A 22,565-nucleotide genomic window follows, 5' to 3' on the forward strand; every position below is an offset into this window, starting at 1 on the left:
TGTGATTATGCCCGTATCGATATCCGAAGACCGCCAATGCACGCTTTAGTCGCCCTCGCGTCGCTCGCGGGTCGACAGCAGCCGTCGCAGCGAGTACAGCCGGGCCGGATCGGCGTGGCCCTCCGCCACCCAGGCGTCGAGGGCGCAGTCCGGCTCGTTATGGCTACAGGAGCGCGGACAGTTCGCCGTGCCCGGTTCGAGGTCGGGAAAGGCGAGGATCACCCGGGACGGATCCACATGGTGCAGCCCGAACGAGCGCACTCCGGGGGTGTCGATCACCCAGCCCCCCTTCTCGTCCGCGAGGGGGAGAGCGAGCGCCGATGTGGTGGTGTGCCGGCCCCGGCCCGTGACCGCGTTGACATGACCGGTCGAGCGCCGACGCTCTTCCGGTACCAGGGCATTGACCAGCGTCGTCTTGCCGACGCCCGAGTGCCCCACGAAGGCTGTCGTACGTCCTGACAGATGCTCACGCATCAACCCGGCCGCGACGCCGTCGCCGAACTCTTCCCAACTGGTCACCACATGGGGGACGCCCAGCGCCCCGTACATCTCCAGGAGTTCGTCCGCGGAGGCGAGGTCCGACTTGGTGAGGACGAGCAGGGGAGTGAGACCGCCGTCGTACGCGGCAACAAGACAGCGGTCGATCAGCCGGGGGCGCGGTTCGGGGTCGGCGAGGGCGGTCACGATGGCCAACTGGTCGGCATTGGCGACGACGACCCGCTCATAGGGATCGTCGTCGTCGGCGGTGCGGCGGAGCACGGAGGACCGTGCACCGATGCGGACGATACGAGCCAGGGTGTCCTTGTCCCCGGAGAGATCCCCCACGATGGAGACCCGATCGCCGACGACCGCAGCCTTGCGGCCCAGTTCACGGGCCTTCATGGCGTGGATGATTCGGTCCTCGACGAGGCAGGTCAGCCGTCCGCGGTCCACCGTGAGGACCATGCCCTCGCTGGCGTCCTCGTGCTTGGGGCGGATGTTGGTCCGCGGTCGGTTGCCCTTGCGGTTGGGGCGGACGCGTACGTCGTCCTCGTCGGGGTTCTTGCCGTAGCGCCGCATCTCAGATCCCGTTCAGTTTCCCGCTCCGAGCATGTCTGCCCACATTCGCGGGAAGTCGGGCAGGGTCTTCGCGGTGGTCGCCACGTTCTCGATCCGGACGCCGTCGACGGCGAGCCCGATCACCGAGCCCGCGGTGGCCATCCGGTGGTCGTCGTAGGTGTGGAACACACCGCCGCGCAGGGGGCGGGGCCGGATGTGGAGGCCGTCCTCGGTCTCGGTGACATCGCCGCCCAGCTCGTTGATCTCCTTGGTGAGCGCGGCCAGCCGGTCCGTCTCGTGTAGACGCAGATGCGCCACGCCCCGCAGGGTGGACGGTGAGTCGGCCAGCGCCGCGACGGCGGCGATCACCGGGGTGAGCTCACCGACCTCGCCGAGATCCACATCGATGCCGTGGATCCGGCCGGTGCCGGTGAAGGTGAGACCCGCGTCCGTCAACTCGTAGGAGCCGCCCATGTCCGTGAAGATCGTGCGCAGGGCGTCGCCGGGCTGGGTGGTGCGCTCGGGCCAGTCCGGGATGGTGACCCGGCCGCCGGTGATCAGAGCGGCGGCGAGGAACGGCTGGGCGTTGGAGAGGTCCGGTTCGATCGTGACATCGCGACCGAGGACGGCCGAGGGGGAGACCCGCCAGACGTTGGGCTCGCCGCCGGTCTCCGGCTCGTCCACCTGCGCTCCCACGGCGCGCAGCATGTCGACGGTCATACGGATGTGGGGCATGGACGGCAGGGTGGTGCCGATGTGCCGCACCTCCACGCCCTGGTTGAAACGGGGCGCCGAGAGCAGCAGTGCGGAGACGAACTGCGAGGACGACGAGGCGTCGATCTCCACCGACCCGCCGTCGAGCGCTCCACCGCCGTGGACGGTCAGCGGGAGCGCGCCGCGCCCTTCGTCGTCGATGCGGGCACCGAGGGCCCGTAGGGCGTCGATCACCCCGTGGAGGGGACGCTCGTACGACCGAGGGTCGCCGTCGAAGCGGATCGGCCCGTCGGCGAGGGTGGCGACGGGCGGGAGGAAGCGCATCACCGTGCCGGCGTTGCCGACGTCGACGGTGGCGGGGCCGTGGAGCCCGGCCGGGATGACCCGCCAGACCTCGCCCTCGCCGTCCGCGCCGACGCCCTCTTCGATGCCGACGCCGAGCGCTCGCAGCGACTGGGCCATCAGCAGGCTGTCGCGGGACCGCAGGGGGCGGCGCAGCCAGCCGGGCTCCGCGGCGAGTGCGGCGAGCACCAGGGCGCGGTTGGTGACCGATTTCGATCCGGGCACGGTCACCGTCGCCTCGACGGCTTGGGTCGCGAGCGGGGCGGGCCAGAGGGCAGGGTGCACGGAGGCTTCGGTCATGGTCTTTACTTTAGTGGCTCCGGGACGGCTGCCCGTTTGATCAAATGCTGGCGAAACCGTGCACCACTCCTACAGGTCCAGCAGCCAGCGCCCGCCGCCGATCAGCGAGCACGCCGCCACTGCGTGGAACAGGAACAGCCACAGGACGGCCGGCGCATGGGTGAGCCGGGCCAGTTGGTCGGCGTCGGAGTCGGGCGCTCCGCCGTGGCGCCGCTTGACCTGGAGTTCGAAGGACGGGCGCACGCCTCCGAGTAGGAGGAACCAGACGGCGGTGTACGCGAAGGCCGCTTGGACCTCGGAGCCGGCGAGCCAGGAGATCAGCAGGAAGGCGGCACCGGTGAGGATCACCGTCAGGGCGCCGTAGGCGTTGCGGATCATGACGAGCAGCAGCAGGAGCAGCGCCGTGGCCAGCCATAGGAGCAGGGTGATGTGTCCGGCTGCGAGCAGCCAGGCACCACCGAGGCCGAGGAGGGGCGGGGCGGTGTAGCCGGCGGCTGCGGTGAGGATCATGCCGAGGCCGGTGGGTTTGCCACGGCTGACGGTGAGCCCGCTGGTGTCCGAGTGCAGCCGGATGCCCTCCAGGCTGCGGCCGGTCAGCAGGGCGATCAGGCCGTGGCCGCCCTCGTGGGCGATGGTGATGGCGTTGCGGGACAGTCGCCACAGGGGACGCGGTGCCACGGCGGCGAGCGCGAGCACCGCGGTGGCTATGACGAGCCACTGTTCCGGGGCGGGCTGGGTGCTGATGACCCGGTCCCAGAGATCACTGAGTGATCGCCCGATGGAGTCGGCGGCCAGCACCGGGTCCGTCCGGCCCTCGGGCGCGGAGGAGGCCAGGGACTCACGGGAAGCGGAATGGATCATATCCATTTCTGGGGCGGCTCCTTGGACGGCGTTCCGAAGTGGCAGTGTTGCAGTTATGTGCGGACGGTATGCGGCGAGTCGTAAGCCCGAAGACCTGGTCGAGGTCTTCGACGTGGAGCAGTGGGAGCCGAAGGAGACCTTGGCGCCCGACTGGAACGTGGCCCCGACCAAAGAGGTCTACGCGATCCTCGAACGCCCTCTGAAAGACGCCGATGACCCGCGTCCGGTTCGCCAGCTGCGCACCTTGAAGTGGGGGCTTGTGCCGTCCTGGGCGAAGAATCCCGAGGGGGCAGCCCGGATGATCAACGCCCGGTCCGAGACCGTGCACGAAAAGCCCTCCTTCCGTCGCCCCTTCGCCTCACGCCGCTGCATCCTGCCCGCCGACGGGTACTACGAGTGGGTCACCGGCGTCGACGAACGACAGCTGGAAGAGGCGGGGAAGAAGAAGCGACCCCGCAAGCAGCCGTACTTCGTCACTCCCGCGGACGGCTCGATCTTCGCGATGGCGGGCCTGTACGAGTTCTGGCGGGACCGCACCCTCCCCGACGAGCACCCCCGGGCCTGGTGGGTCACCTGCACCGTGCTCACGACCGAGGCGGAGCAGGGGCCGCTGGGGGTGGCGCCGGCCGACGGTCCGGGCTCCCTGGCGGACATCCACCCCCGGATGCCGCTGATGCTGACCCCGGACCGCTGGGACGACTGGTTGGACCCCTCGCGCACGGACCTGGAGCAGTTGAAGTCGCTGTTGGAGCCGCCGCCCGAGGGGCTGATGCGGGCCTACGCCGTTCCCACGGCCGTCAGTAACGTCCGCAACAACGGGCCGGAACTGCTGGCGGAGCTGGCCGCACCGGAGGAGAGCACGCTGTTCTGACCCGCTCGGACCTGCGGTGTCCCCTCCCGACGCGACCAGGTCGGGGTGGTCTTGCCCGGCGTGGGCGGTGGGGCGGGGCAGGATGGGTGCGTGAATCACCGCCGCACCAGTTCCCCAGCGACCCGTACGCGTGACCACACGGGACCGGGCGCCACCGCCGTCACCGGTGCCACGAAGGACATGAACGCCGACAACGCGACAGACACCACAGCGGCGGCGAAGGCTGGCAGGCCGTGAGCATGAGCCCTGAAGCGGGTGCCCTGCCGGCCCCGAGCACCGAGCTGGTCGAGACCGATGCCGGGACCGCGCGCATCAACTGGCACCACGCCGCTCACCCCCGTCTGGTGCTCGCCCTCGGCCATGGCGCCGGTGGCGGTGTCCACGCCCGCGATCTGGCGGGCCTCGCCGCCGCGCTGCCCGCGCACGGGGTGAGCGTCGCCCTCGTGGAGCAACCCTGGCGCGTGGCGGGAAAGAAGGTCGCGCCCGCCCCCGCCACCCTCGACCGTGGTTGGCGGGGCGTGTGGCCCAGCCTGTGCGGATCCGGCCTTCCCGTCGTCGCCGCGGGACGCAGCGCGGGAGCCCGGGTGGCCTGCCGGCTGGCCACGGAGCTCGATGCCGCCGCCGTCCTCGCCCTGGCCTTTCCCCTCCATCCGCCGGGGCGTCCGGAGCGTTCCCGGGCGGTGGAACTCCTCGGCACCGAGGTCCCCACGCTCGTCGTCCAGGGCGCCCGTGACCCCTTCGGCACCCCGGAGGAGTTCCCCGAAGGCGCGTACACGCTCACTCGGATCCCCGACGCCGATCATGCCTTTGCCGTACCCAAGCGCTCCGGCCGCACCGAACAGGACACCGTGACGCTCATCACCGAAGCCGTACGGGATTGGCTGCATCCCCTGTTGGCCGAGGCGTGACGAGGACGGGAATGCCGGGTGCCCCGGGTCTGTTGCAGCGGATGTCAGGACCTGAGTCATCCGAGCTCGGAGTAGGGAGTACCTCGCATGAGTTCGACCATCTGCCCCCGCCGTACGCACAGCGCTGACCTGGAGTGGTCCGTGCTGACGGCGGCGAAGACCGCCGCTGTTCGGGCGCCGGGCGGAGCCGGTCGACAGGAGCTGGCCACCGAAGGTCGACTATTCTCCGATTCGAGCGGGTCCACTTTCGGTCCCGCCACAGCGTTGGAGGAGGTGGGTCCGGTCACTGGGACCGACGACGGCCAGGCGGCACAGGCAGACGCAGAGCCCGCGGAGACGTCACGGCCCGCGGAGACGGCTGCGGAGCGCAACGCCCGTTTCGAGCGGGACGCCCTCGGCTTCCTGGACCAGATGTACTCCGCCGCGCTGCGCATGACGCGCAATCCGGCCGATGCCGAGGATCTCGTCCAGGAGACCTACGCCAAGGCGTACGGCTCGTTCCACCAGTTCCGCGAGGGCACCAACCTCAAGGCGTGGCTGTACCGGATCCTGACGAACACGTTCATCAACTCGTACCGCAAGAAGCAGCGCGAGCCCCAGCGCAGCGCTGCCGAGGAGATCGAGGACTGGCAGCTGGCGCGCGCCGAGTCGCACATGTCGACAGGTCTGCGTTCCGCCGAGTCGCAGGCCCTCGACCATCTTCCGGATTCCGACGTGAAGGCCGCGCTCCAGGCCATTCCGGAGGAGTTCCGCATCGCGGTCTATCTTGCCGACGTAGAAGGCTTTGCGTACAAGGAGATCGCGGACATCATGGGTACACCCATCGGGACGGTGATGTCCCGCCTGCACCGGGGCCGTCGACAGCTGCGCGGCATGTTGGAGGACTACGCCCGTGAGCGCGGTCTCGTCCCGGCCGGTGCGGGGGAGTCGAACGAAGCGAAAGGCTCGGGCTCATGAGCTGCGGAGAGCCGCACGAGACGGACTGCTCAGAGGTTCTCGACCACCTCTATGAGTTCCTCGACCGTGAGATGCCCGAAGGTGACTGCACCAAGTTCGAGGTTCACTTCGAGGAGTGCTCTCCCTGCCTGGAGAAGTACGGGCTGGAACAGGCGGTGAAGAAGCTCGTCAAGCGCTGCTGCGGGCAGGACGACGTCCCCACCGACCTGCGGGCGAAGGTCATGGGCCGGATCGATCTGATCCGCTCCGGGCAGACCGTGCCCGACGAGGACGTGCAGAGCGCGTCGCGCGCCACGGTGGGCCCGGCGGAGGTCCAGGGCGAGTGAGTTGAAGGCGTCCGACAGGACGTCCGATGAGGGTGCGCCGCAGCGGATGCGGTGCACCCTTTTGCCGTACGGCCACCGCCGAGCATTCGACTAGAATGCCAGTTCGACACCTTCGTACGCGCCCGGTGTCACTCGTCTGTGCGAACGGCTCCCCGACCACCCGCCCCAGGCGCCCCAACTCGCTAGCGTGACGCGCGAGGTGAGAAGGGGGCGGGGAGTTGAGGTCCGTACCGGCCGCGGCACACGCGTACATTCTCTGCGCAGTGCTCAGCACCGTGCTGCTCGCCCTGCCCGCCCTGCGGCCGGGGGCCGGCATCAACTGGGTGGCCGTGGCACTGCTCGCAGGGCTCTACGCGGCCTGCGAACTGCCCGCCCGCTGCCGACATCTCGGCCGGTCCGTCCCCGTCAGCGCGGGATCCTTCTTCCCGGTCCTGCTGGCCGCCGCGTTCCTGCTGCCACCGTCCGCAGCCCTTCTGGTCGCCATCCCCGGAGCACTCGTGGGACGGGTCGAGCGCCGCCCGGCCGCCCTGCGCCGCATCTGGCGCGCCGCCCAACTGGCCCTCGCCATCTGGGGCGCCGCACAGACCTATGACTTGCTGGGCGGCGACCACGCGCCCGGCCCCGGGCCCAGTCCCATCGACTTCCCCCTCGTTTTGCTCCCCGGCGCGGCCGGCGCGCTCGCCTTCTGCCTGGTGCTGACCGTCCTCGAAGCGGGCATCCTGGCCACGGCCGAGCGCACCCCCCTGCGGGCCGGCTGGCACGGACCCGTCCTCGGTGCACTCCTGCCCCATCTGGTCCACGGACTGGCCGGGCTGATGATGGCGGTGCTCTGGCAGAGCCCCTACGGCTGGCCCTCAGCCCTCTTCGTCCTGCTCCCGATGTACATCTCCTGCTGGCTCTTCGCCCAGTACCACCGCGAACGCACGGCCTACCAGGCCACCATCCGCGCCCTGGTGCAGGCCGTCGACATCAAGGACCGCTACACCCGTGGCCACAGCGAGCGCGTCGGCCGCGCCTCGGTCCTCATCGCCCGCGAACTGGGCCTGGCCGAAGACCGGATCGAGGTCATCCGATTCGCCGGGATCCTGCACGACGTGGGCAAACTCGGCGTCCCCACCCGCGTGCTCCGCAAGGAGGGCCCCCTCACCCCCGAGGAGAGGCGGGTCATCGAACTGCACCCGGAGTACGGTCACGAGATCGTGCGTGGCATCGGCTTCCTCGGCGAGGCCCGGGCCGCGATCCTGCACCACCACGAGAGGGTCGACGGCACCGGCTACCCCTACGGACTGGCCGGGGACGACATCCCGGAGTGCGCCCGGGTAGTGGCCGTCGCCGACGCCTTCGACGCCATGACCTCGACCCGCTCCTACCGCCGCGCCCGACCGGTGACCACCGCCCTGACCGAACTGGAGCGCTGCGCGGGCACCCAGTTCGACCCCCGGATGGTGCACGCCCTCGTGCGCGCGCTCGACCGTCACGGCTGGGAGACCGAGGTCACCTCCGACGAGCCACTGCCCCAGGGCACGTGGGGCCGGCGTGATCGGCCCGAAACGCACGACATCCCGGCCCAACCGGTACGGGTCTTCGCCCACGGCAGCGCGGGTCGGTGGGCCGCCGCGGATGAACCGTCCGCCCACCGAGCCGGCGAACGCCCCGCGGGGGACCCCTGATGAATCCCCCACCAGCGAGCGACCCGCGCCCCTTCGGGGGCACCGCGAGCCCGATACCGGCGCCCGGGGTCACCGGCGCCACCGTGATCGCCCTGATCTACCTCGCCGCCGGTGCGCTGGTCTGCACCGCCCTCGCCGCCACCCTGTGGCACGGAGTACACCAACCGACCGTGGCACTGGCCTTCGGCGCGTTGATCGCCATCGGTGAACTGGCCCGCTGCGGCACCGTCCCCTCGGAGCGCGAGGCCGCACCGCTCGGCGCTGCCGGTGCGCTGGCCTACGCCCTGCTCGGCGAGTGCGGCGGCGGACCCACCAGCCACGGCGTCTTCCAGGTCACGACCGTCGTCTTCGCCGCCGTGCTCATCGGCATCGTCCCCCACGTGGCGCGCGGCCGAGGGCCCTCGCCCGACCACGTCGTCCGTCGGGTGCTCACCGTCGGATTCGCCGCAGTCTGCTTTCAGCCGCTCTACAACTCGGGCGAGCTGCCCCTGTGGTCCGACGAGTCCTACTACGCACTGTTCCTCCTGGTGCTGCTGCTCCTCACCGCCCTGTGCGACGCCGTGCTCGCCGCCGTGATGCTCAGGGCCCGCACCGGCTTCCCCTATCTGTCCCTGCTCCGGGACGAACTGCGCGCGCTGCTCGGCATCGGCTCCGCGGTCTGCGCCACCGGCGCCGTCATCGCCCTCGCCGTGGCCGCAGCCGGGCTCTGGGCCCTGCCCGTCTTCTGCGTACCGCTCCTGCTCACCCAGCTCTCCTTCCGGCGGTACGAGGGCGTCCGCGCCACCTATCGCCAGACCATCGTCTCCCTGGCCCGCGCCACCGAGATCGCCGGCTACACCCCGCCCGGCCACGCCCGTCGGGTCGCCGAGCTGAGCTGCGCGGTCGGCCGGGAGGTCGGGCTCGCGGGCAAGGACCTCACCGTGCTGGAGTACGCGGCCCTGATGCACGACATCGGACAGCTCTCCCTGGTGGACCCGGTACCCGACGGGGCGACGGCACTACTCCCGGTGGCCGAGCAGCGTCGGATCGCCCTGCTCAGCGGAGCCGTCGCCCGCCAGACCGGTGTGCCACCCGCCGTGGCCATCATCGTGGAACGCCAGGCCGACCCCTCGTTCGAACAGCCGCTGGCCGCTCGGATCGTCCGAACGGTCAATGCATACGACGATCTCACCGGGGCACATGGAGGGGGCGCGGGCGGGGCGCTGGCGGCCCTGGAGCGGCTGCGGCTCGCCCCCGAGGCCGACCATCAACGGGAAGTGGTCGAAGCGCTGGCCAGGGTGCTGGCGCGGGGTACACAGGCACCGGTGCGCCAGGCGTGATCCAGGAACGCTCCAGGCGGGTCTGGCACCCCTCCAGCCTGGGTAACCCATGGGTAATGAGCCAGCCGTCGACCGGGCATGGTTGGATGCGAAAGAGGACAGAGAACCTGCGTCAAGCAGACACACACAGAGCGTCCGGGGGAACTTCCCCGAGCGATCGGCAGGCGGGAATCGTGAAGATCTTCGGGAAGGTACGGCATCGGCCCTCCGCCTCGTGGCGGCAGGCCACGGACCGCGCGTTCACGCTGATCGGCGACGGCCGGTACGAAGATGCGGGCGCGCTGCTGACCAGGGCTGCCGATCTGGAGCCTTGGCTCTCGGAGTCCTGGTTCAATCTGGCTCTGCTGCACAAGTTCCGGCACGACTGGGAGCAGGCGCGCGCCGCAGGACTGCGGGCCGTGGCCCTCCTGGACAAGGAGACCGGAGCCCCCGACTGGTGGAACGTGGGCATCGCGGCCACCGCGCTGCAGGACTGGCCGCTGGCCCGCCGCGCCTGGCAGGCGTACGGACTCAAGGTGCCCGGTCTGCCCACCCGCAGCGGTGTGGGCGCCGGGCCGAGCGGCGCCGCCGTCGGCATGAACCTGGGCAGTGCGGCCGTGCGGCTCTCGCCTGAGGGCGAGGCAGAGGTCGTCTGGGGGCGGCGGCTCGACCCCGCCCGGATGGAAGTGCTCTCGATCCCCCTGCCCTCCTCCGGGCGGCGCTGGGGCGAGGTCGTCCTCCACGACGGCGTGCCCAACGGTGAGCGAACGACATCCGCCGGACCTGCCTACCCCGTCTTCGACGAGATCGAGCTGTGGGCGCCCTCGCCCGTCCCCACCTGGGTGGTCCTGCTGGAGGCCGCCACCGAGGCCGACCGGGACGCGCTGGAGCAATTGGCGTCCGACGCGGGATTCGCCGCCGAGGACTGGTCGTCATCCGTACGGCTGCTCTGTCGCGCCTGCTCCGAGAGCAGGATGCCGAGCGCCGAGGGTGAGGGGGAGCACCTCGATCCGCACGATCACAGCGAGCCGGGTCAGCCGGGACCACTCGGTCACCGTACGTCCGGCGATCTGTGGTCCCCGGAGCGGGAGTGCGGGATCGCGGCCCCCGCGGGGCTGGTGCGCGGTCTGCTGGACGGCTGGGTATCCGACAGTCCGGACACTCGGGAGTGGCGCGATCTCGAAGAGGTCTGCTGAACGCTGCCCGTAGTGTGGAGGGGCACAGCGCGACCGCACCAACCGGCTGACGCGGGCAGACATGGGCCCCACAGGGCGGGCACTGGGCATTCACTAGGTACTGAGGAAGGCGTACGGCTGACATGGCGTCGCAGCAGGAGACGGACCAGCAGGTCAATGATGGTTTCGTCGTGGACACGGAAGACTGCGAGGCACGTGAGCTCGCACATCGCGAGCGCGGCACCTCGCGCCCCATCACGGTCGTCGGCAATCCGGTGCTCCACAAGGAGTGCAAGGACGTCACGGAGTTCGACGACAAGCTTGCGGCGCTGATCGACGACATGTTCGCCAGCCAACGCACCGCCGAGGGCGTGGGGCTGGCCGCCAACCAGATCGGCGTGGACCTCAAGGTCTTCGTCTACGACTGCCCGGACGACGACGGTGTGCGTCACGTCGGGTACGTCGTCAATCCGGTGCTTGAGGAGCTTCCCCCCGAGGAGCGTCACCTCGACGACTCCAACGAGGGCTGCCTCTCCGTGCCGACGGCCTACGCCTCGCTCGCCCGCCCCGACCATGCGGTCGTGCGCGGCCAGGACCTCGAAGGCAACCCCATCAAGGTGCGCGGCCAGGGTTACTTCGCCCGCTGCCTCCAGCACGAGACCGACCACCTGTACGGGTACCTCTACATCGACCGGCTCTCCAAGCGGGACCGCAAGGACGCGCTGCAGCAGATGGCCGAGGGCACTCCGCGCTACGCGGTCGTCGCCAACGACTGACCGTGCGACGAGCGGGCCCGGGCACTCGGTGCCGGGGCCCGCTCGTGTCTGTTCGCGCCTATCCCACCGGTACCGGACCGCGGAAGGTGCGGCGGTAGGCGTTGGGCGTGGTGCCGAGCGTACGGAGGAAGTGGTGGCGCAGGGCCGCCGCATTGCCGAAGCCCGAGCGGCTCGCGATCGCGTCGACCGTTTCGTCCGTGGACTCCAGGAGTTCCTGTGACAGCAGGACCCGCTGTCGCAGCAGCCAGCGGTACGGCGTGGTTCCGGTCTCCTGCTGGAAGCGGCGGGCGAAGGTCCGGGTGGACATATGGGCGCGGGCGGCGAGTTGGTCCACGCTCATCTCCCGGTCGAGGTGGCGTTCCATCCAGCCGAGTACCTCTCCCACGGTGTCGCACCGGGTGCGCGGCAGTGGCCGTTCGATGTACTGCGCCTGGCCGCCGTCGCGGTGCGGCGGGACCACCATGCGTCGGGCGACGTGGTTGGCGATCTCCGGGCCGTGCTCCTGACGCAGCACATGGATCGAGGCGTCGATCGCCGCCGCCGTGCCCGCCGATGTGATGATCGACCCCTCGTCCACGTACAGCACGTCGGCATCGACGACGGCGTGCGGATAGCGGTTCGCGAGGGCCTCGGCATGGCGCCAGTGGGTCGTACAGCGGCGGCCGTCGAGCAGTCCGGCGGCGCCGAGGACGAAGGCACCGGTGCAGACGCTCAGCACCCGGGCGCCCCGGTCCACGGCCCGGCGCAGAGCCGCCAGGAGGTCTTCGGGATAGTCGCGCGTCGGATAGTCGCCCCCCGTGGGCACGGCGATGAGGTCCGCAGCGTCCAGTCGCTCCAGACCGTGGTGCGTGGTGATGGAGTAGCCGGCATGGGTGGCCAGGGTCCGGTGCGTGGCGGACACCACCGCGAAGTCGTAGACGGGCATGCCGTCGTCGCTGCGGTCCAGGCCGAACACTTCACCGATCACGCCGAGTTCAAAGGGATGTACGCCTTCGAGAAGCACGGTGGCGACATTCTTCAACATGGATCGAGTGTGGCAGTAATTCGATGATCCATGACAGTCCTGCCACTGACTTTTCTGCTGCGGCGGCAGGACAGTAGAGGACATGGACACATTCCTCGGTTACCTCATCGTCCTGGGACTTCTCACCCTTCTCGTACTTCCCTCGCTTGTCGGCCATGTCAGAGATCGTTCCGTCGACCGTCAACTCCGGGCGGCTGAGCGCGAAGACGCCCCCCTGATCCGGGCTGCCGAGCTCGTTCCGCCCACCGGCCCCGTCCGGCCGGATGCGGCACCGGTCGCGGTTCCGTTGCGGTTCACCCCGATCGGGACCGCCGCGAGCGACCGCGGGCCCGAAGCCGGGGCCAGCGGTGACGCTTCCCACCCCGGCGTCATCGGCGACGCGTACCCGGCCGACCCGGTCCCCAGCACGTGCGGCGTCGGCCGGTAGCGCGGTGTGCGTCCTGCCTCACACCACACCGCAGCGGGGCGTGCCTACCCAACAGACAGCGCCCCCGGCCCGGAGCCGGTAGGAGAACCGGCCCCGGACCGGGGGCGCACAACGACATGGCCGACTGCCGCAGCCTAGAAGTCCTCGTCCAGGTCGACGGACCCCTCGACGGCCACCTGGTAGGCGGACGGACGGCGCTCGAAGAAGTTGGTCAGCTCCTGGACGCCCTGCAACTCCATGAACGAGAACGGGTTCTGCGAGCCGTACACCGGGGCGAAGCCCAGCCGGGTGAGCCGCTGGTCGGCGACGCACTGGAGGTACTCCCGCATCGACTCGGTGTTCATGCCCGGCAGTCCGTCGCCGCACAGGTCCTGACCGAACTGGAGCTCCGCTTCCACGGCCTCCTTCAACATGTCCGTGACCTGCTGCTGGAGTGCGTCGTCAAAGAGTTCGGGCTCCTCCTTGCGGACCGTGTCCACGACCTCGAACGCGAAGTTCATGTGCATGGTCTCGTCGCGGAACACCCAGTTCGTCCCGGTGGCCAGACCGTGCAGCAGACCGCGGGAGCGGAACCAGTACACGTAGGCGAAGGCGCCGTAGAAGAACAGCCCCTCGATGCAGGCGGCGAAGCAGATGAGGTTGAGCAGGAACCGGCGCCGGTCGGACTGCGACTCCAACTGGTCGATCTTCTCGACCGAGTCCATCCAACGGAAGCAGAACTGCGCCTTCTCCCGGATGGACGGGATGTTCTCCACGGCCGCGAACGCCGCGGTGCGGTCCTCCGGATCGGGGAGGTAGGTGTCGAGCAGCGTCAGATAGAACTGGACGTGCACGGCCTCCTCGAAGAGCTGACGGCTGAGGTAGAGCCGTGCCTCCGGGGAGTTGATGTGCTTGTACAGCGTCAACACGAGGTTGTTGGCGACGATCGAGTCACCGGTCGCGAAGAAGGCGACCAGCCGGCCGATCAGATGCTGCTCGGCCGGGGTCATCTTGGCGAGGTCGGACACGTCCGAGTGGAGGTCGACCTCCTCGACGGTCCAGGTGTTCTTGATCGCGTCCCGGTAGCGCTCGTAGAAGTCCGGGTAGCGCATCGGGCGCAGGGTGAGCTCGAAGCCGGGGTCGAGCAGGTTCTTGACGGGCTGGGGGGTGGGCATTACTGGCACGCCTCGCAGGACTCGGGGTTCTCCAGCGAGCAGGCGACCGCATCTTCGGTGGTCTCGGGGGTCTGCTGCGCGGGGACAGGGGCAGGGGTGGGGACGGCGTTCGTGGTGCCGGAGGCCGCACGGGCGATCCGGGTGGCCGGTCGCGACCGCAGGTAGTACGTCGTCTTCAGGCCCTGCTTCCAGGCGTAGGCGTACATCGAGCTGAGCTTCCCGATGGTCGGCGTCTCCAGGAAGAGATTCAGCGACTGGGACTGGTCGAGGAACGGGGTGCGCGCGGCTGCCATGTCGATCAGGCCGCGCTGCGGGATCTCCCACGCCGTGCGGTACAACTCGCGCACCTCGGCCGGCACCCAGGTGAAGCCCTGCACCGAGCCGTTGGACTCGCGCAGCGCCTCCCTCGTGGTCGCGTCCCAGACACCGAGCCGCTTCAGCTCCTCCACCAGGTAGTTGTTGACCTGGAGGAACTCACCGGAGAGCGTCTCGCGCTTGAAGAGGTTGGAGACCTGGGGCTCGATGCACTCGTACACACCGGCGATGGAAGCGATGGTCGCGGTCGGGGCGATGGCGAGCAGCAGCGAGTTGCGCATGCCCGTCGTCGCGATCCGCTCCCGCAGGGCGGCCCAGCGCTCGGGCCAGTGCAGTTCGACGCCGTAGTGGTCCGGGTGCAGCACACCGCGGGCCGTACGGGTCTTCTCCCAGGCGGGGAAGGTGCCGTGGCGCTCGGCGAGTGCGCAGGACGCCTCATAGGCGGCGAGCATGATCCGCTCGGAGATCTGGGTGGAGAGGGCCCGGGCGGCGGGCGAGTCGAACGGCAGCTTCAGCTGGAAGAAGACGTCCTGGAGGCCCATGGCGCCGAGGCCGACCGGGCGCCAGCGCGCGTTGGAGCGGCCCGCCTGCTCGGTCGGGTAGAAGTTGATGTCCACCACGCGGTCGAGGAAGGTGACGGCGGTACGGACGGTCGAGTCCAGCCGCTCCCAGTCGACGGCGCCGTCGACGACGAAGGCACCGAGGTTGACCGAGCCCAGGTTGCACACGGCGGTCTCGCCGTCGTCGGTGACCTCAAGGATCTCCGTGCACAGGTTCGACGAGTGGACCGTGTGGCCCGGCTCGGCGGTCTGGTTGGCGGTGCGGTTGGCCGCGTCCTTGAAGGTCATCCAGCCGTTGCCGGTCTGCGCGAGGGTACGCATCATCCGCCCGTAGAGCTCTCGGGCGGGCATGGTCTTGCGGGCCAGGCCCTGGGCCTCCGCGCGCCGGTACACGGCGTCGAAGTCATCGCCCCACAGGTCGACGAGCTCGGGGACGTCGGACGGGGAAAACAGCGACCACTCACCGTCGGTGTCGACCCGCCGCATGAACTCGTCCGGCACCCAGTGGGCGAGGTTGAGGTTATGCGTGCGCCGGGCGTCCTCGCCGGTGTTGTCGCGCAGCTCCAGGAACTCCTCGATGTCCGCGTGCCAGGTCTCCAGATAGACGGCGGCAGCGCCCTTGCGTCGGCCGCCCTGGTTGACGGCGGCGACGGAGGCGTCCAACGTCTTCAGGAACGGCACGATCCCGTTGGAGTGCCCGTTGGTGCCGCGGATCAGAGAGCCGCGGGCACGGATGCGGGAGTACGAGAGCCCGATGCCGCCCGCGTGCTTGGAGAGCCGGGCGACCTGGTGGTAGCGGCCGTAGATCGAGTCCAGCTCGTCCAGGGGCGAGTCCAGCAGATAGCAGGACGACATCTGCGGGTGGCGGGTGCCCGAGTTGAACAGGGTGGGTGAGGACGGCAGGTAGTCCAGCCGGCTCATCAGCCGGTACAGCGCGGTGACCTCGTCGAGGGCGCGTACGGAGTCGTCCTCCGCCAGGCCGCAGGCGACGCGCAGCATGAAGTGCTGGGGCGTCTCGATGACCTGACGGGTGATGGGGTGCCGCAGCAGGTAGCGGCTGTAGAGGGTGCGCAGCCCGAAGTAGCCGAAGCGGTCGTCGGCCGTGGGGTCGAGGGTCGCGTCGAGGCGTTCGGCGTGGAGCGTCACGAACGCGGCGGTGCGGTTGGCGATCAGACCCTCGGTGTGGCCGACGGCGACGGACGCGGAGAAGCAGGATGCTCCCTGGCTCTCGGCCTCTTCGGCGATGGTGAGGGTCAGCAGCCGGGCGGCGAGCCGGGAGTACGCCGGGTCCTCGGAGATCAGTCCGGCGGCGGCATCGGTGGCGAGTCCACGGAGTTCGGCCGTGTCTGATCCGGCGTTCCGTCCGCGCAGCGCAGCGGCGGCGACCCGACCGGGGTCGGTGTCCGGCAGATCGGCGGTCAGATCGGTCAGGGTCCGCAGCAATGCGGTTCCCGGTCCGTCCTCGCCGTTCCGCGACGGGGGAACCTGCTGCGGCATCTGCTCGGAGATGTCGGCGGTGCCTGAAACCGGATCGGCAGGCGCGATGGTCACGTGGTGCTCTCCCTCGCTCGGCTCGCGGGCCGACGGGCGGGGAGGGCAGGGCCGCCCGAGCGCATGCCCGACTTGGGGCAGCACTGTGCGGCGTCCCCCGGCCCAACCGCGAGGCCCGGACGTCTGGGCACCCGGATCGGTTGAACCGGGCGCGCTGTCGGCAGTCGGCCGGACTCGTACAGGTACGACAAAGCGCACCACGACATACCGTTGCGGGACAGTTCCGGATTCGCACCGGATTCCTCTGCGACGACAGCGAGATGAGCATACATGTGGGGGGGCATGCTGGAAGTACCCCCCACATGTTGTGTCGTGGCGGAATGCGAGGGGGAAGCCGGGGCCCTTGCGGCGTAGGGGCTGTGGCCCTGGAAAGCCTGGGTTCGAGGGGTCGGTGACGGCCGTTCGACGGGTTCGCAGGGGCGTCGGCGGGGTTCTCAGGGACGGCCACGGGGCTTCTTGCCCACGGCATCGGGGTCACGGGCTCGGCGATGGTTCCTCGTTCCGTGGCGGTGCCCGTGCTTGGGTGCCGGGGCAGGAATCAGCGGGCACAGTGGGCACAGCGGACGCACGGACGGGTGCGTACGACCCCGTCGAATCCGGTGTGCGCGATCCGATGGGCGATCCGTGCCCACGCGTATCCGCGCGTGGGCGCAGGCCAGAAGCGCCCGGGTGCGCACGGAATGGGGACCGATCCGCGGAAGGCTGAGGGGTGGAGAAAGCCGCGCGGTGTGGAACGGCCCCGCTCAACCGACGCCATGACGCCATGACGCCATGAGAAGGCGACATGAAGGAGAGTGCGAATGGAGATACGAACGAGAGGAGCCGTCCGTCGATCACCAAGCCGGATGCCGAGCTGCCGGAGGGCGATGAAAGGCCCTGGTGGGACCGTGTCCGCAGGTGTCAGTGCTTCGACATGGACTTTCGGCACCCGGGCTTTCCCCTACATCGCGGGAATTCCCGTACGCATGGAGGGTTTCGAAGTGCCGGGCGGCAATGGGGGGCACCACGGCGGATAGCCGTTGTCGGCCACGTACCGTTCCACCGGAGAAATGCCGAAACCGCAAACCCGAAACCGCTCAACAGCGGATGGCTCGTGACCGGCGGTTCGACGCCGTTCACCAGCTGGGGACTCCCGGGCAAGGTCGCTTACCGCTGCGCCGATCGGCGATCTCGTGCGGATCGCACGAGGGGGCGGGAGGGCGCGGGGTCGTCGCGCGCTGGGAGGGCCCGGTGGGGGTGATCGGGTCGCGCGACGAGGGCGGCCGTTTCCGGCGGCCGTCCGCACGGCCGGTGCGGACCGGGCCGTCGGTGTCGTTGGTGTCGTCGTTTATTGGCAGGTTCAGCAGGTTCAGCAGGTTTGGGCGTGAGGGGTTGGTGGTGCCGTCCGGGGGAGTTCCCGGAGCCGGGGCGGTCCCGGACCGGCTGGTCTAGTTGAGCGGGCGACGTAGACGTGCCACGAACTTGTAGCGGTCGCCCCGGTAGACGGACCGGACCCATTCCACCGGTTCGTTGTTGGCGTCGACCGAGTGCCGGGAGAGCATCAGCATCGGTAGTCCCACATCGGTCCCGAGCAGCCCGGCTTCACGCGGGGTGGCCAGCGAGGTCTCGATCGTCTCCTCCGCCTCCGCGAGACGGACGTCGTAGACCTCGGCGAGTGCCGTGTACAAAGAGGTGTACTTCACCAGCGAGCGCCGCAGGGCCGGGAAGCGCTTCGCCGACAGATGCGTGGTCTCGATCGCCATCGGCTCCCCGCTCGCCAGCCGCAGTCGCTCGATGCGCAGTACCCGGCCCCCGGTGTTGATCTCCAGGAGTTCGGCCAGTCGGTCATCCGCCGTGACATAGCCGAGGTCGAGGAGTTGTGAGGTGGGTTCGAGACCCTGGGCGCGCATGTCCTCCGTGTAGGAGGTGAGCTGGAGCGCCTGGGCGACCTTGGGCTTGGCGACGAAGGTCCCCTTGCCCTGGATCCGCTCCAGTCGTCCCTCGACCACCAGCTCCTGGAGCGCCTGCCGGACGGTGGTGCGCGAGGTATCGAACTCGGTGGCCAGAGTCCGTTCGGGTGGCACCGGTGTGCCCGGGGGGAGGGTCTCCGTCATCTCCAGCAGATGACGCTTGAGGCGGTAGTACTTGGGCACGCGCGAGGTCCGTGTGACAGGGCCCGTCCTGCCCTCGGTGCCGCCCCCGTCCGAGGCCAAGCCTTGTTTGCCTGGCTGTTGTGCTGCTGCCGTCACCGATTCCTCCATCACTAGGTTTCACATCGTGGCATGGGCTGGCCTCAGGGCGTCACCCTCTCGGGTGCCCGGCCGGGCAACGGGCACGAGTGCACCTCTTATACACCGAGGGGACCACGCTTGGTCTAGTCCATCGGGCAATGTTGCTGCCAGACCGTAGTACGGAAGGCGTGGCCGGTCAGGGCACCCGGGAGGGCTTGGGGAGGGTGCCTCCGTCTCCTGTGTGCAACCTGTGGAGTCCGGTCCGCGGCCGGTTCGGCAGCGGTTGTCGATCACCGGGGGACGGCGCGTGATGGGTCGAGGCGGGAGTGCGTCGAGAATGTCGGAGGCGTCCCTGTGTGAGTGTGCCCCGTGATCGACGGCGCGTCCGCGCGGGGGCTCGAAGGGTGCGACCCGTCGAGCCCCCACGGCGACGGCGGACCCGTCGGCGGTCGACGGTGGTGGCCGACCCCGGGAGCACTGCGACCCTTCGGTCTCCGGGGGCGTCAGCGGCTCGTGTGCCGTGTGTGGCCGGCTTTCGAACGGTCGGACGAGCGGTCTTCTCGAACGGCCCCCAACGCCGCTCGCCCCAGGTAATACTGCTGTGGTCTGGGGCCTCTGTCGGAGCGGTTGAACATGGATGCCCGCTCCGTCATGGCTTCACGCTGACGGTCAGATGTCGGTCTGATAACGGACGTGTCGGGCCTTCCGGTCGAGCCTTGACAGCCATAAAGGTCTAGGCCAAGCTCCGGGTGCTGGTCTAAACCACTAAAGATCAGTTCCCAGCCCCACGAGCAGTACTAGGCATCGGCTTGGCGGTACGAGCAGTACTAGGCATCAGCTTCGCGGTGGGCAGGGGTTGCAGACATCCCTGAGGAGGGTGGCGTGAAGCGCAAGCTCATCGCGGCGATCGGCGTCGCAGGCATGATGGTCGGTCTCGTGGCATGCGGCAGCGACGACAAGGACAGCGACAAGGGCAGCGAGTCGAAGGGTCCTGATAGCTACAAGGGTCAGACGCTGACCGTCTGGGCGATGGACGGCTCCACCCCCGACCAGTGGCAGGCGGACCTTACCGCCGAGTTCGAGAAGACCACGGGCGCCAAGGTCAAGTTCGAGGTCCAGCAGTGGAACGGCATCCAGCAGAAGCTGACCACCTCCCTCTCGGAGGAGAACCCGCCGGACGTCTTCGAGATCGGTAACACCCAGACCGCGGCCTACGCCAAGACCGGTGGCCTCGCGGACCTGGGCGACCTGAAGAAGGAGATCGGCGGCGACTGGGCCGAGAACCTGAACAAGGCGTCCGTCATCGACGGCAAGCAGTACGCCACCCCGTGGTACTTCGCTAACCGCGTGGTCCTCTACAACAAGTCCGTGTTCAAGGAGGCCGGCATCGCCGCGCCGCCGAAGACCCGTGACGAGTTCTACGCGGCCCTGGACAAGATCAAGGCCAAGGGCAAGGCAGAGCCGATCTACCTGCCCGGCCAGAACTGGTACTACTTCGTCGGCCTGACCATCGGACAGGGCGCCGAGCTCGTCAAGAAGGACGGGGACAAGTGGGTCTCCAACCTCGGTGACCCGAAGGTCGCTGCGGCTGCCGAGCTCTACAAGAAGCTCCAGTCCTACTCCAAGGCCCCCAAGGACAAGGACGAGGCGACCCCCCAGCAGGCCGACATCTTCGCCAAGGGCAAGACCGGCGCCTTCATCGGCATGGGCTGGGAAGCCGGCACGGCGATCAAGGCCAACCCGGCCATCGAGAAGGAGATCGGCTACTTCACCATCCCGGGTGAGACGGCCGACAAGCCCGAGGGTGTCTTCCTCGGTGGCTCCAACCTCGCCGTCGCCGAGGGCAGCAAGAAGAAGGAGCTCGCCAAGGAGTTCCTGAAGCTCGCCCTGTCCGACAAGTACGAGGGCCAGCTCGCCAAGCTCAACGGCGTCATCCCGAACAAGGAGTCGCTGAACTCCAACCTCGCGGGCAACCCGGTCGCCGAGGCCGCGGCGCCGTCCGCCAAGTTCGGTGGCACCACCCCGCTGATCGCCGAGTGGGCCGCCGTGGAGAACGCTCCGAACCCGATCAAGACCTACCTGACCGCGGTCCTGAACGGTAAGTCCCCGGCCGACGCTGCCAAGCAGGTCGAGGGCGAGTTCAACAAGCGTCTCTCGCAGAAGCAGTAAGCACCCGCTGTAGGGGGGTGGGTTCCGGACCGGAACCCACCCCCCTACAGGCACACGTGCTGCCCCCGACTTCTGCTTCCCCCCAGTTGCCTAGGAAGAGATGGCAAGAGCATGACCGTGCAGACCGAGAGGCCGCCATCCGGCCCGATGAAGGTCCACCGGCGGACCAATGGAGGACACGGGAAACCTCCGGAGAGCAGACGAGCCGGAGCGCTTCTGCCCTATCTGCTTCTGCTCCCCGCTGTCGCGGTCACCTTGGTTTTCCTCGGTTATCCGCTGATCAACAACGGCATCCTGTCATTCCAGAACCTGAACATGAGGCAGCTGATCCAGCACCTCACGGAATGGAACGGAATTGACAACTACAAGGAAATCCTGACGGGTTCGGATTTCTGGCGGGTCACCGGCCGCTCCATCGCCTTCACCGCCGCGAACGTCGTCCTCATCATGCTGCTGGGAACGCTCGTCGGGCTGCTGCTCGCGCGTCTCGGCAAGCGGATGCGCGTGGCTCTGCTGATCGGCCTCGTCCTCGCCTGGGCCATGCCGGTCGTCGCTTCCACCACCGTCTACCAGTGGCTCTTCGCCCAGCGCTTCGGTGTCGTCAACTGGGTCCTCGTCCAGTTCGGCTTCGAGAACATGGCGGAATACAACTGGCTGGGCAGCCAGATGTCCACGTTCTTCGTGGTCACGCTGCTCATCGTGTGGCAGTCCATACCGTTCGTCGCGATCAACCTATACGCAGCGACGACCACCATTCCCAAGGAGCTCTACGAAGCCGCCTCGCTCGATGGCGCAGGCGCCTGGAAGAGCTTCACCTCGGTCACGCTCCCCTTCATGCGGCCGTTCCTGTACGCAACGACCTTCCTTGAGATCATCTGGGTTTTCAAGGCGTTTGTACAGGTCTACACGATCAATGCCGGTGGCCCGGACCGTCTCACCGAGATCCTGCCCGTGTACGCGTACATCGAGGGCATCGGTAACCAGCACTACGGCATGGGCTCGGCGATCGCCATGCTCACCATCGTGATCATGCTGGCGCTCACCGCGTACTACCTCCGGATCGTCCTGAAGCAAGAGGAGGATGCGTGATGCAGCGCTCACTGCTTGGCCGTCTTTGGCCCAACATCACTGCCGCACTGCTGATTGTCGGCTTCATCTTCCCCGTGTACTGGATGTTCGCCACGTCGTTCAAGAAGACGCCGGACATCGTCTCGGACACCCCCGTCTGGTTCCCCACGAGCCCGACGCTGCAGCACTTCGAGACCGCCCTGAACGCGGATAACTTCTGGACGCTGGTCCGCAACTCGCTGACCGTCACCGTCCTGGCCGTCGTCTTCTCGCTGATCATCTCGCTGGCGGCGTCCTTCGCCCTCGCGCGGATGCGCTTCAAGGGCCGGCGCGGCTTCATCGTCGGCTTCATGATGGCCCAGATGGCGCCGTGGGAAGTCATGGTCATCGCGATCTACTTCATCGTGCGCGACGCCGACATGCTCAACAGCCTGATCCCCCTGACCCTCTTCTACATGGTCATGGTGCTGCCCTTCACCCTCCTGACGCTCCGCGGCTTCGTCGCCGCCGTGCCGAAGGAACTGGAGGAGTCCGCGATGGTCGACGGCTGCACCCGCCGTCAGGCGTTCCTCAAGGTGATCCTGCCGCTGCTCGCGCCCGGTCTGATGTCGACGTCCATGTTCGGCTTCATCACCGCGTGGAACGAGTTCCCGATGGTGCTGGTGCTCAACAAGGACGCGGAGTACCAGACGCTTCCGCTGTGGCTGTCCAGCTTCCGCTCCACCTTCGGCGACGACTGGGGCGCCACCATGGCCGCCTCCACCATCTTCGCCATTCCGATCCTGCTCCTCTTCGTCTTCCTTCAGCGCAAGGCCGTCAGCGGCCTTACTGATGGCGCAGTGAAAGGCTGA

The 22,565-nt window shown here is 68.7% G+C and carries 20 protein-coding genes and 1 riboswitch; of the genes, 13 read left to right on the forward strand and 7 right to left on the reverse strand.

Annotated elements, in window-relative coordinates; translation table 11 throughout:
* Positions 1 to 45: 45 nt before the first annotated feature.
* From rsgA to OID54_RS25550, 3 genes are all read right to left on the reverse strand, one after another.
* The gene (rsgA, locus tag OID54_RS25540) at positions 46 to 1,059 is read right to left on the reverse strand and encodes a ribosome small subunit-dependent GTPase A (RefSeq protein WP_329023132.1); all 1,014 of its coding nucleotides are present in this window, start codon (positions 1,057 to 1,059) and stop codon (positions 46 to 48) included.
* Between the two features lie 12 nt (positions 1,060 to 1,071).
* Positions 1,072 to 2,394, reverse strand: a complete 1,323-nt coding sequence (aroA, locus tag OID54_RS25545; RefSeq protein ID WP_329023133.1) for a 3-phosphoshikimate 1-carboxyvinyltransferase — start codon at positions 2,392 to 2,394, stop codon at positions 1,072 to 1,074.
* Between the two features lie 69 nt (positions 2,395 to 2,463).
* The gene (locus OID54_RS25550; protein ID WP_329023134.1) at positions 2,464 to 3,261 is read right to left on the reverse strand and encodes a M50 family metallopeptidase; all 798 of its coding nucleotides are present in this window, start codon (positions 3,259 to 3,261) and stop codon (positions 2,464 to 2,466) included.
* A gap of 49 nt (positions 3,262 to 3,310) precedes the next feature.
* On the opposite strand from OID54_RS25550, the gene OID54_RS25555 reads away from it, so the two are divergent.
* The 9 genes from OID54_RS25555 to def all read left to right on the forward strand — a co-directional run bounded on the left by OID54_RS25555 (position 3,311) and on the right by def (position 11,236).
* A complete protein-coding gene (locus tag OID54_RS25555) occupies positions 3,311 to 4,126 on the forward strand; it encodes an SOS response-associated peptidase (protein WP_329023136.1) in 816 nt (271 codons plus the stop codon).
* Positions 4,127 to 4,216: 90 nt separating this feature from the next.
* Positions 4,217 to 4,363, forward strand: coding sequence for a hypothetical protein (locus OID54_RS25560; RefSeq protein WP_329023138.1), 147 nt, complete (start codon positions 4,217 to 4,219; stop codon positions 4,361 to 4,363).
* 2 nt (positions 4,364 to 4,365) lie between these two features.
* Entirely contained in the window at positions 4,366 to 5,034 is a 669-nt protein-coding gene (locus OID54_RS25565) for an alpha/beta hydrolase family protein (RefSeq protein ID WP_329023140.1), read from the forward strand.
* Positions 5,035 to 5,307: 273 nt separating this feature from the next.
* Positions 5,308 to 5,991, forward strand: coding sequence for a sigma-70 family RNA polymerase sigma factor (locus OID54_RS25570; protein WP_383534158.1), 684 nt, complete (start codon positions 5,308 to 5,310; stop codon positions 5,989 to 5,991).
* A complete protein-coding gene (gene rsrA / locus OID54_RS25575) occupies positions 5,988 to 6,317 on the forward strand; it encodes a mycothiol system anti-sigma-R factor (protein WP_329023144.1) in 330 nt (109 codons plus the stop codon). Before OID54_RS25570 ends, rsrA begins: the two co-directional genes overlap by 4 nt.
* Before the next feature lie 218 nt (positions 6,318 to 6,535).
* Positions 6,536 to 7,987, forward strand: a complete 1,452-nt coding sequence (locus tag OID54_RS25580) for an HD-GYP domain-containing protein (protein WP_329023145.1) — start codon at positions 6,536 to 6,538, stop codon at positions 7,985 to 7,987.
* A complete protein-coding gene (locus OID54_RS25585; RefSeq protein WP_329023148.1) occupies positions 7,987 to 9,306 on the forward strand; it encodes an HD-GYP domain-containing protein in 1,320 nt (439 codons plus the stop codon). The genes OID54_RS25580 and OID54_RS25585 overlap by 1 nt, the downstream gene beginning before the upstream one ends.
* A gap of 173 nt (positions 9,307 to 9,479) precedes the next feature.
* The gene (locus tag OID54_RS25590) at positions 9,480 to 10,481 is read left to right on the forward strand and encodes a tetratricopeptide repeat protein (protein WP_329023150.1); all 1,002 of its coding nucleotides are present in this window, start codon (positions 9,480 to 9,482) and stop codon (positions 10,479 to 10,481) included.
* Positions 10,482 to 10,603: 122 nt separating this feature from the next.
* The gene (gene def, locus OID54_RS25595) at positions 10,604 to 11,236 is read left to right on the forward strand and encodes a peptide deformylase (RefSeq protein WP_329023152.1); all 633 of its coding nucleotides are present in this window, start codon (positions 10,604 to 10,606) and stop codon (positions 11,234 to 11,236) included.
* A 58-nt stretch (positions 11,237 to 11,294) separates the two neighbouring features.
* Here def and OID54_RS25600 read toward each other — a convergent pair whose 3' ends face one another.
* A complete protein-coding gene (locus OID54_RS25600; protein WP_329023154.1) occupies positions 11,295 to 12,260 on the reverse strand; it encodes a GlxA family transcriptional regulator in 966 nt (321 codons plus the stop codon).
* Between the two features lie 82 nt (positions 12,261 to 12,342).
* On the opposite strand from OID54_RS25600, the gene OID54_RS25605 reads away from it, so the two are divergent.
* Entirely contained in the window at positions 12,343 to 12,687 is a 345-nt protein-coding gene (locus OID54_RS25605) for a hypothetical protein (RefSeq protein ID WP_329023156.1), read from the forward strand.
* Positions 12,688 to 12,821: 134 nt separating this feature from the next.
* On the opposite strand, the gene OID54_RS25610 is transcribed toward OID54_RS25605, so the two are convergent.
* The 3 genes from OID54_RS25610 to OID54_RS25620 all read right to left on the reverse strand — a co-directional run bounded on the left by OID54_RS25610 (position 12,822) and on the right by OID54_RS25620 (position 18,459).
* Positions 12,822 to 13,841: a ribonucleotide-diphosphate reductase subunit beta gene (locus OID54_RS25610; RefSeq protein WP_329023158.1), complete on the reverse strand. Its 1,020-nt coding sequence runs from the start codon at positions 13,839 to 13,841 to the stop codon at positions 12,822 to 12,824.
* Entirely contained in the window at positions 13,841 to 16,267 is a 2,427-nt protein-coding gene (locus OID54_RS25615; protein ID WP_329023159.1) for a ribonucleoside-diphosphate reductase subunit alpha, read from the reverse strand. Before OID54_RS25615 ends, OID54_RS25610 begins: the two co-directional genes overlap by 1 nt.
* A 142-nt stretch (positions 16,268 to 16,409) precedes the next feature.
* Positions 16,410 to 16,536: riboswitch (cobalamin riboswitch) on the reverse strand.
* 1,158 nt (positions 16,537 to 17,694) lie between these two features.
* Positions 17,695 to 18,459, reverse strand: coding sequence for a GntR family transcriptional regulator (locus OID54_RS25620; RefSeq protein ID WP_329027779.1), 765 nt, complete (start codon positions 18,457 to 18,459; stop codon positions 17,695 to 17,697).
* A 900-nt stretch (positions 18,460 to 19,359) separates the two neighbouring features.
* Between OID54_RS25620 and OID54_RS25625 the strand changes: the two genes are divergently transcribed.
* The 3 genes from OID54_RS25625 to OID54_RS25635 all read left to right on the forward strand — a co-directional run bounded on the left by OID54_RS25625 (position 19,360) and on the right by OID54_RS25635 (position 22,565).
* A complete protein-coding gene (locus OID54_RS25625; RefSeq protein ID WP_329023161.1) occupies positions 19,360 to 20,646 on the forward strand; it encodes an extracellular solute-binding protein in 1,287 nt (428 codons plus the stop codon).
* A 111-nt stretch (positions 20,647 to 20,757) separates the two neighbouring features.
* Entirely contained in the window at positions 20,758 to 21,735 is a 978-nt protein-coding gene (locus OID54_RS25630; RefSeq protein ID WP_329023163.1) for a carbohydrate ABC transporter permease, read from the forward strand.
* The gene (locus OID54_RS25635) at positions 21,735 to 22,565 is read left to right on the forward strand and encodes a carbohydrate ABC transporter permease (RefSeq protein WP_329023165.1); all 831 of its coding nucleotides are present in this window, start codon (positions 21,735 to 21,737) and stop codon (positions 22,563 to 22,565) included. The genes OID54_RS25630 and OID54_RS25635 overlap by 1 nt, the downstream gene beginning before the upstream one ends.

The organism is Streptomyces sp. NBC_00690, assembly GCF_036226685.1.
Classification (GTDB): domain Bacteria; phylum Actinomycetota; class Actinomycetes; order Streptomycetales; family Streptomycetaceae; genus Streptomyces.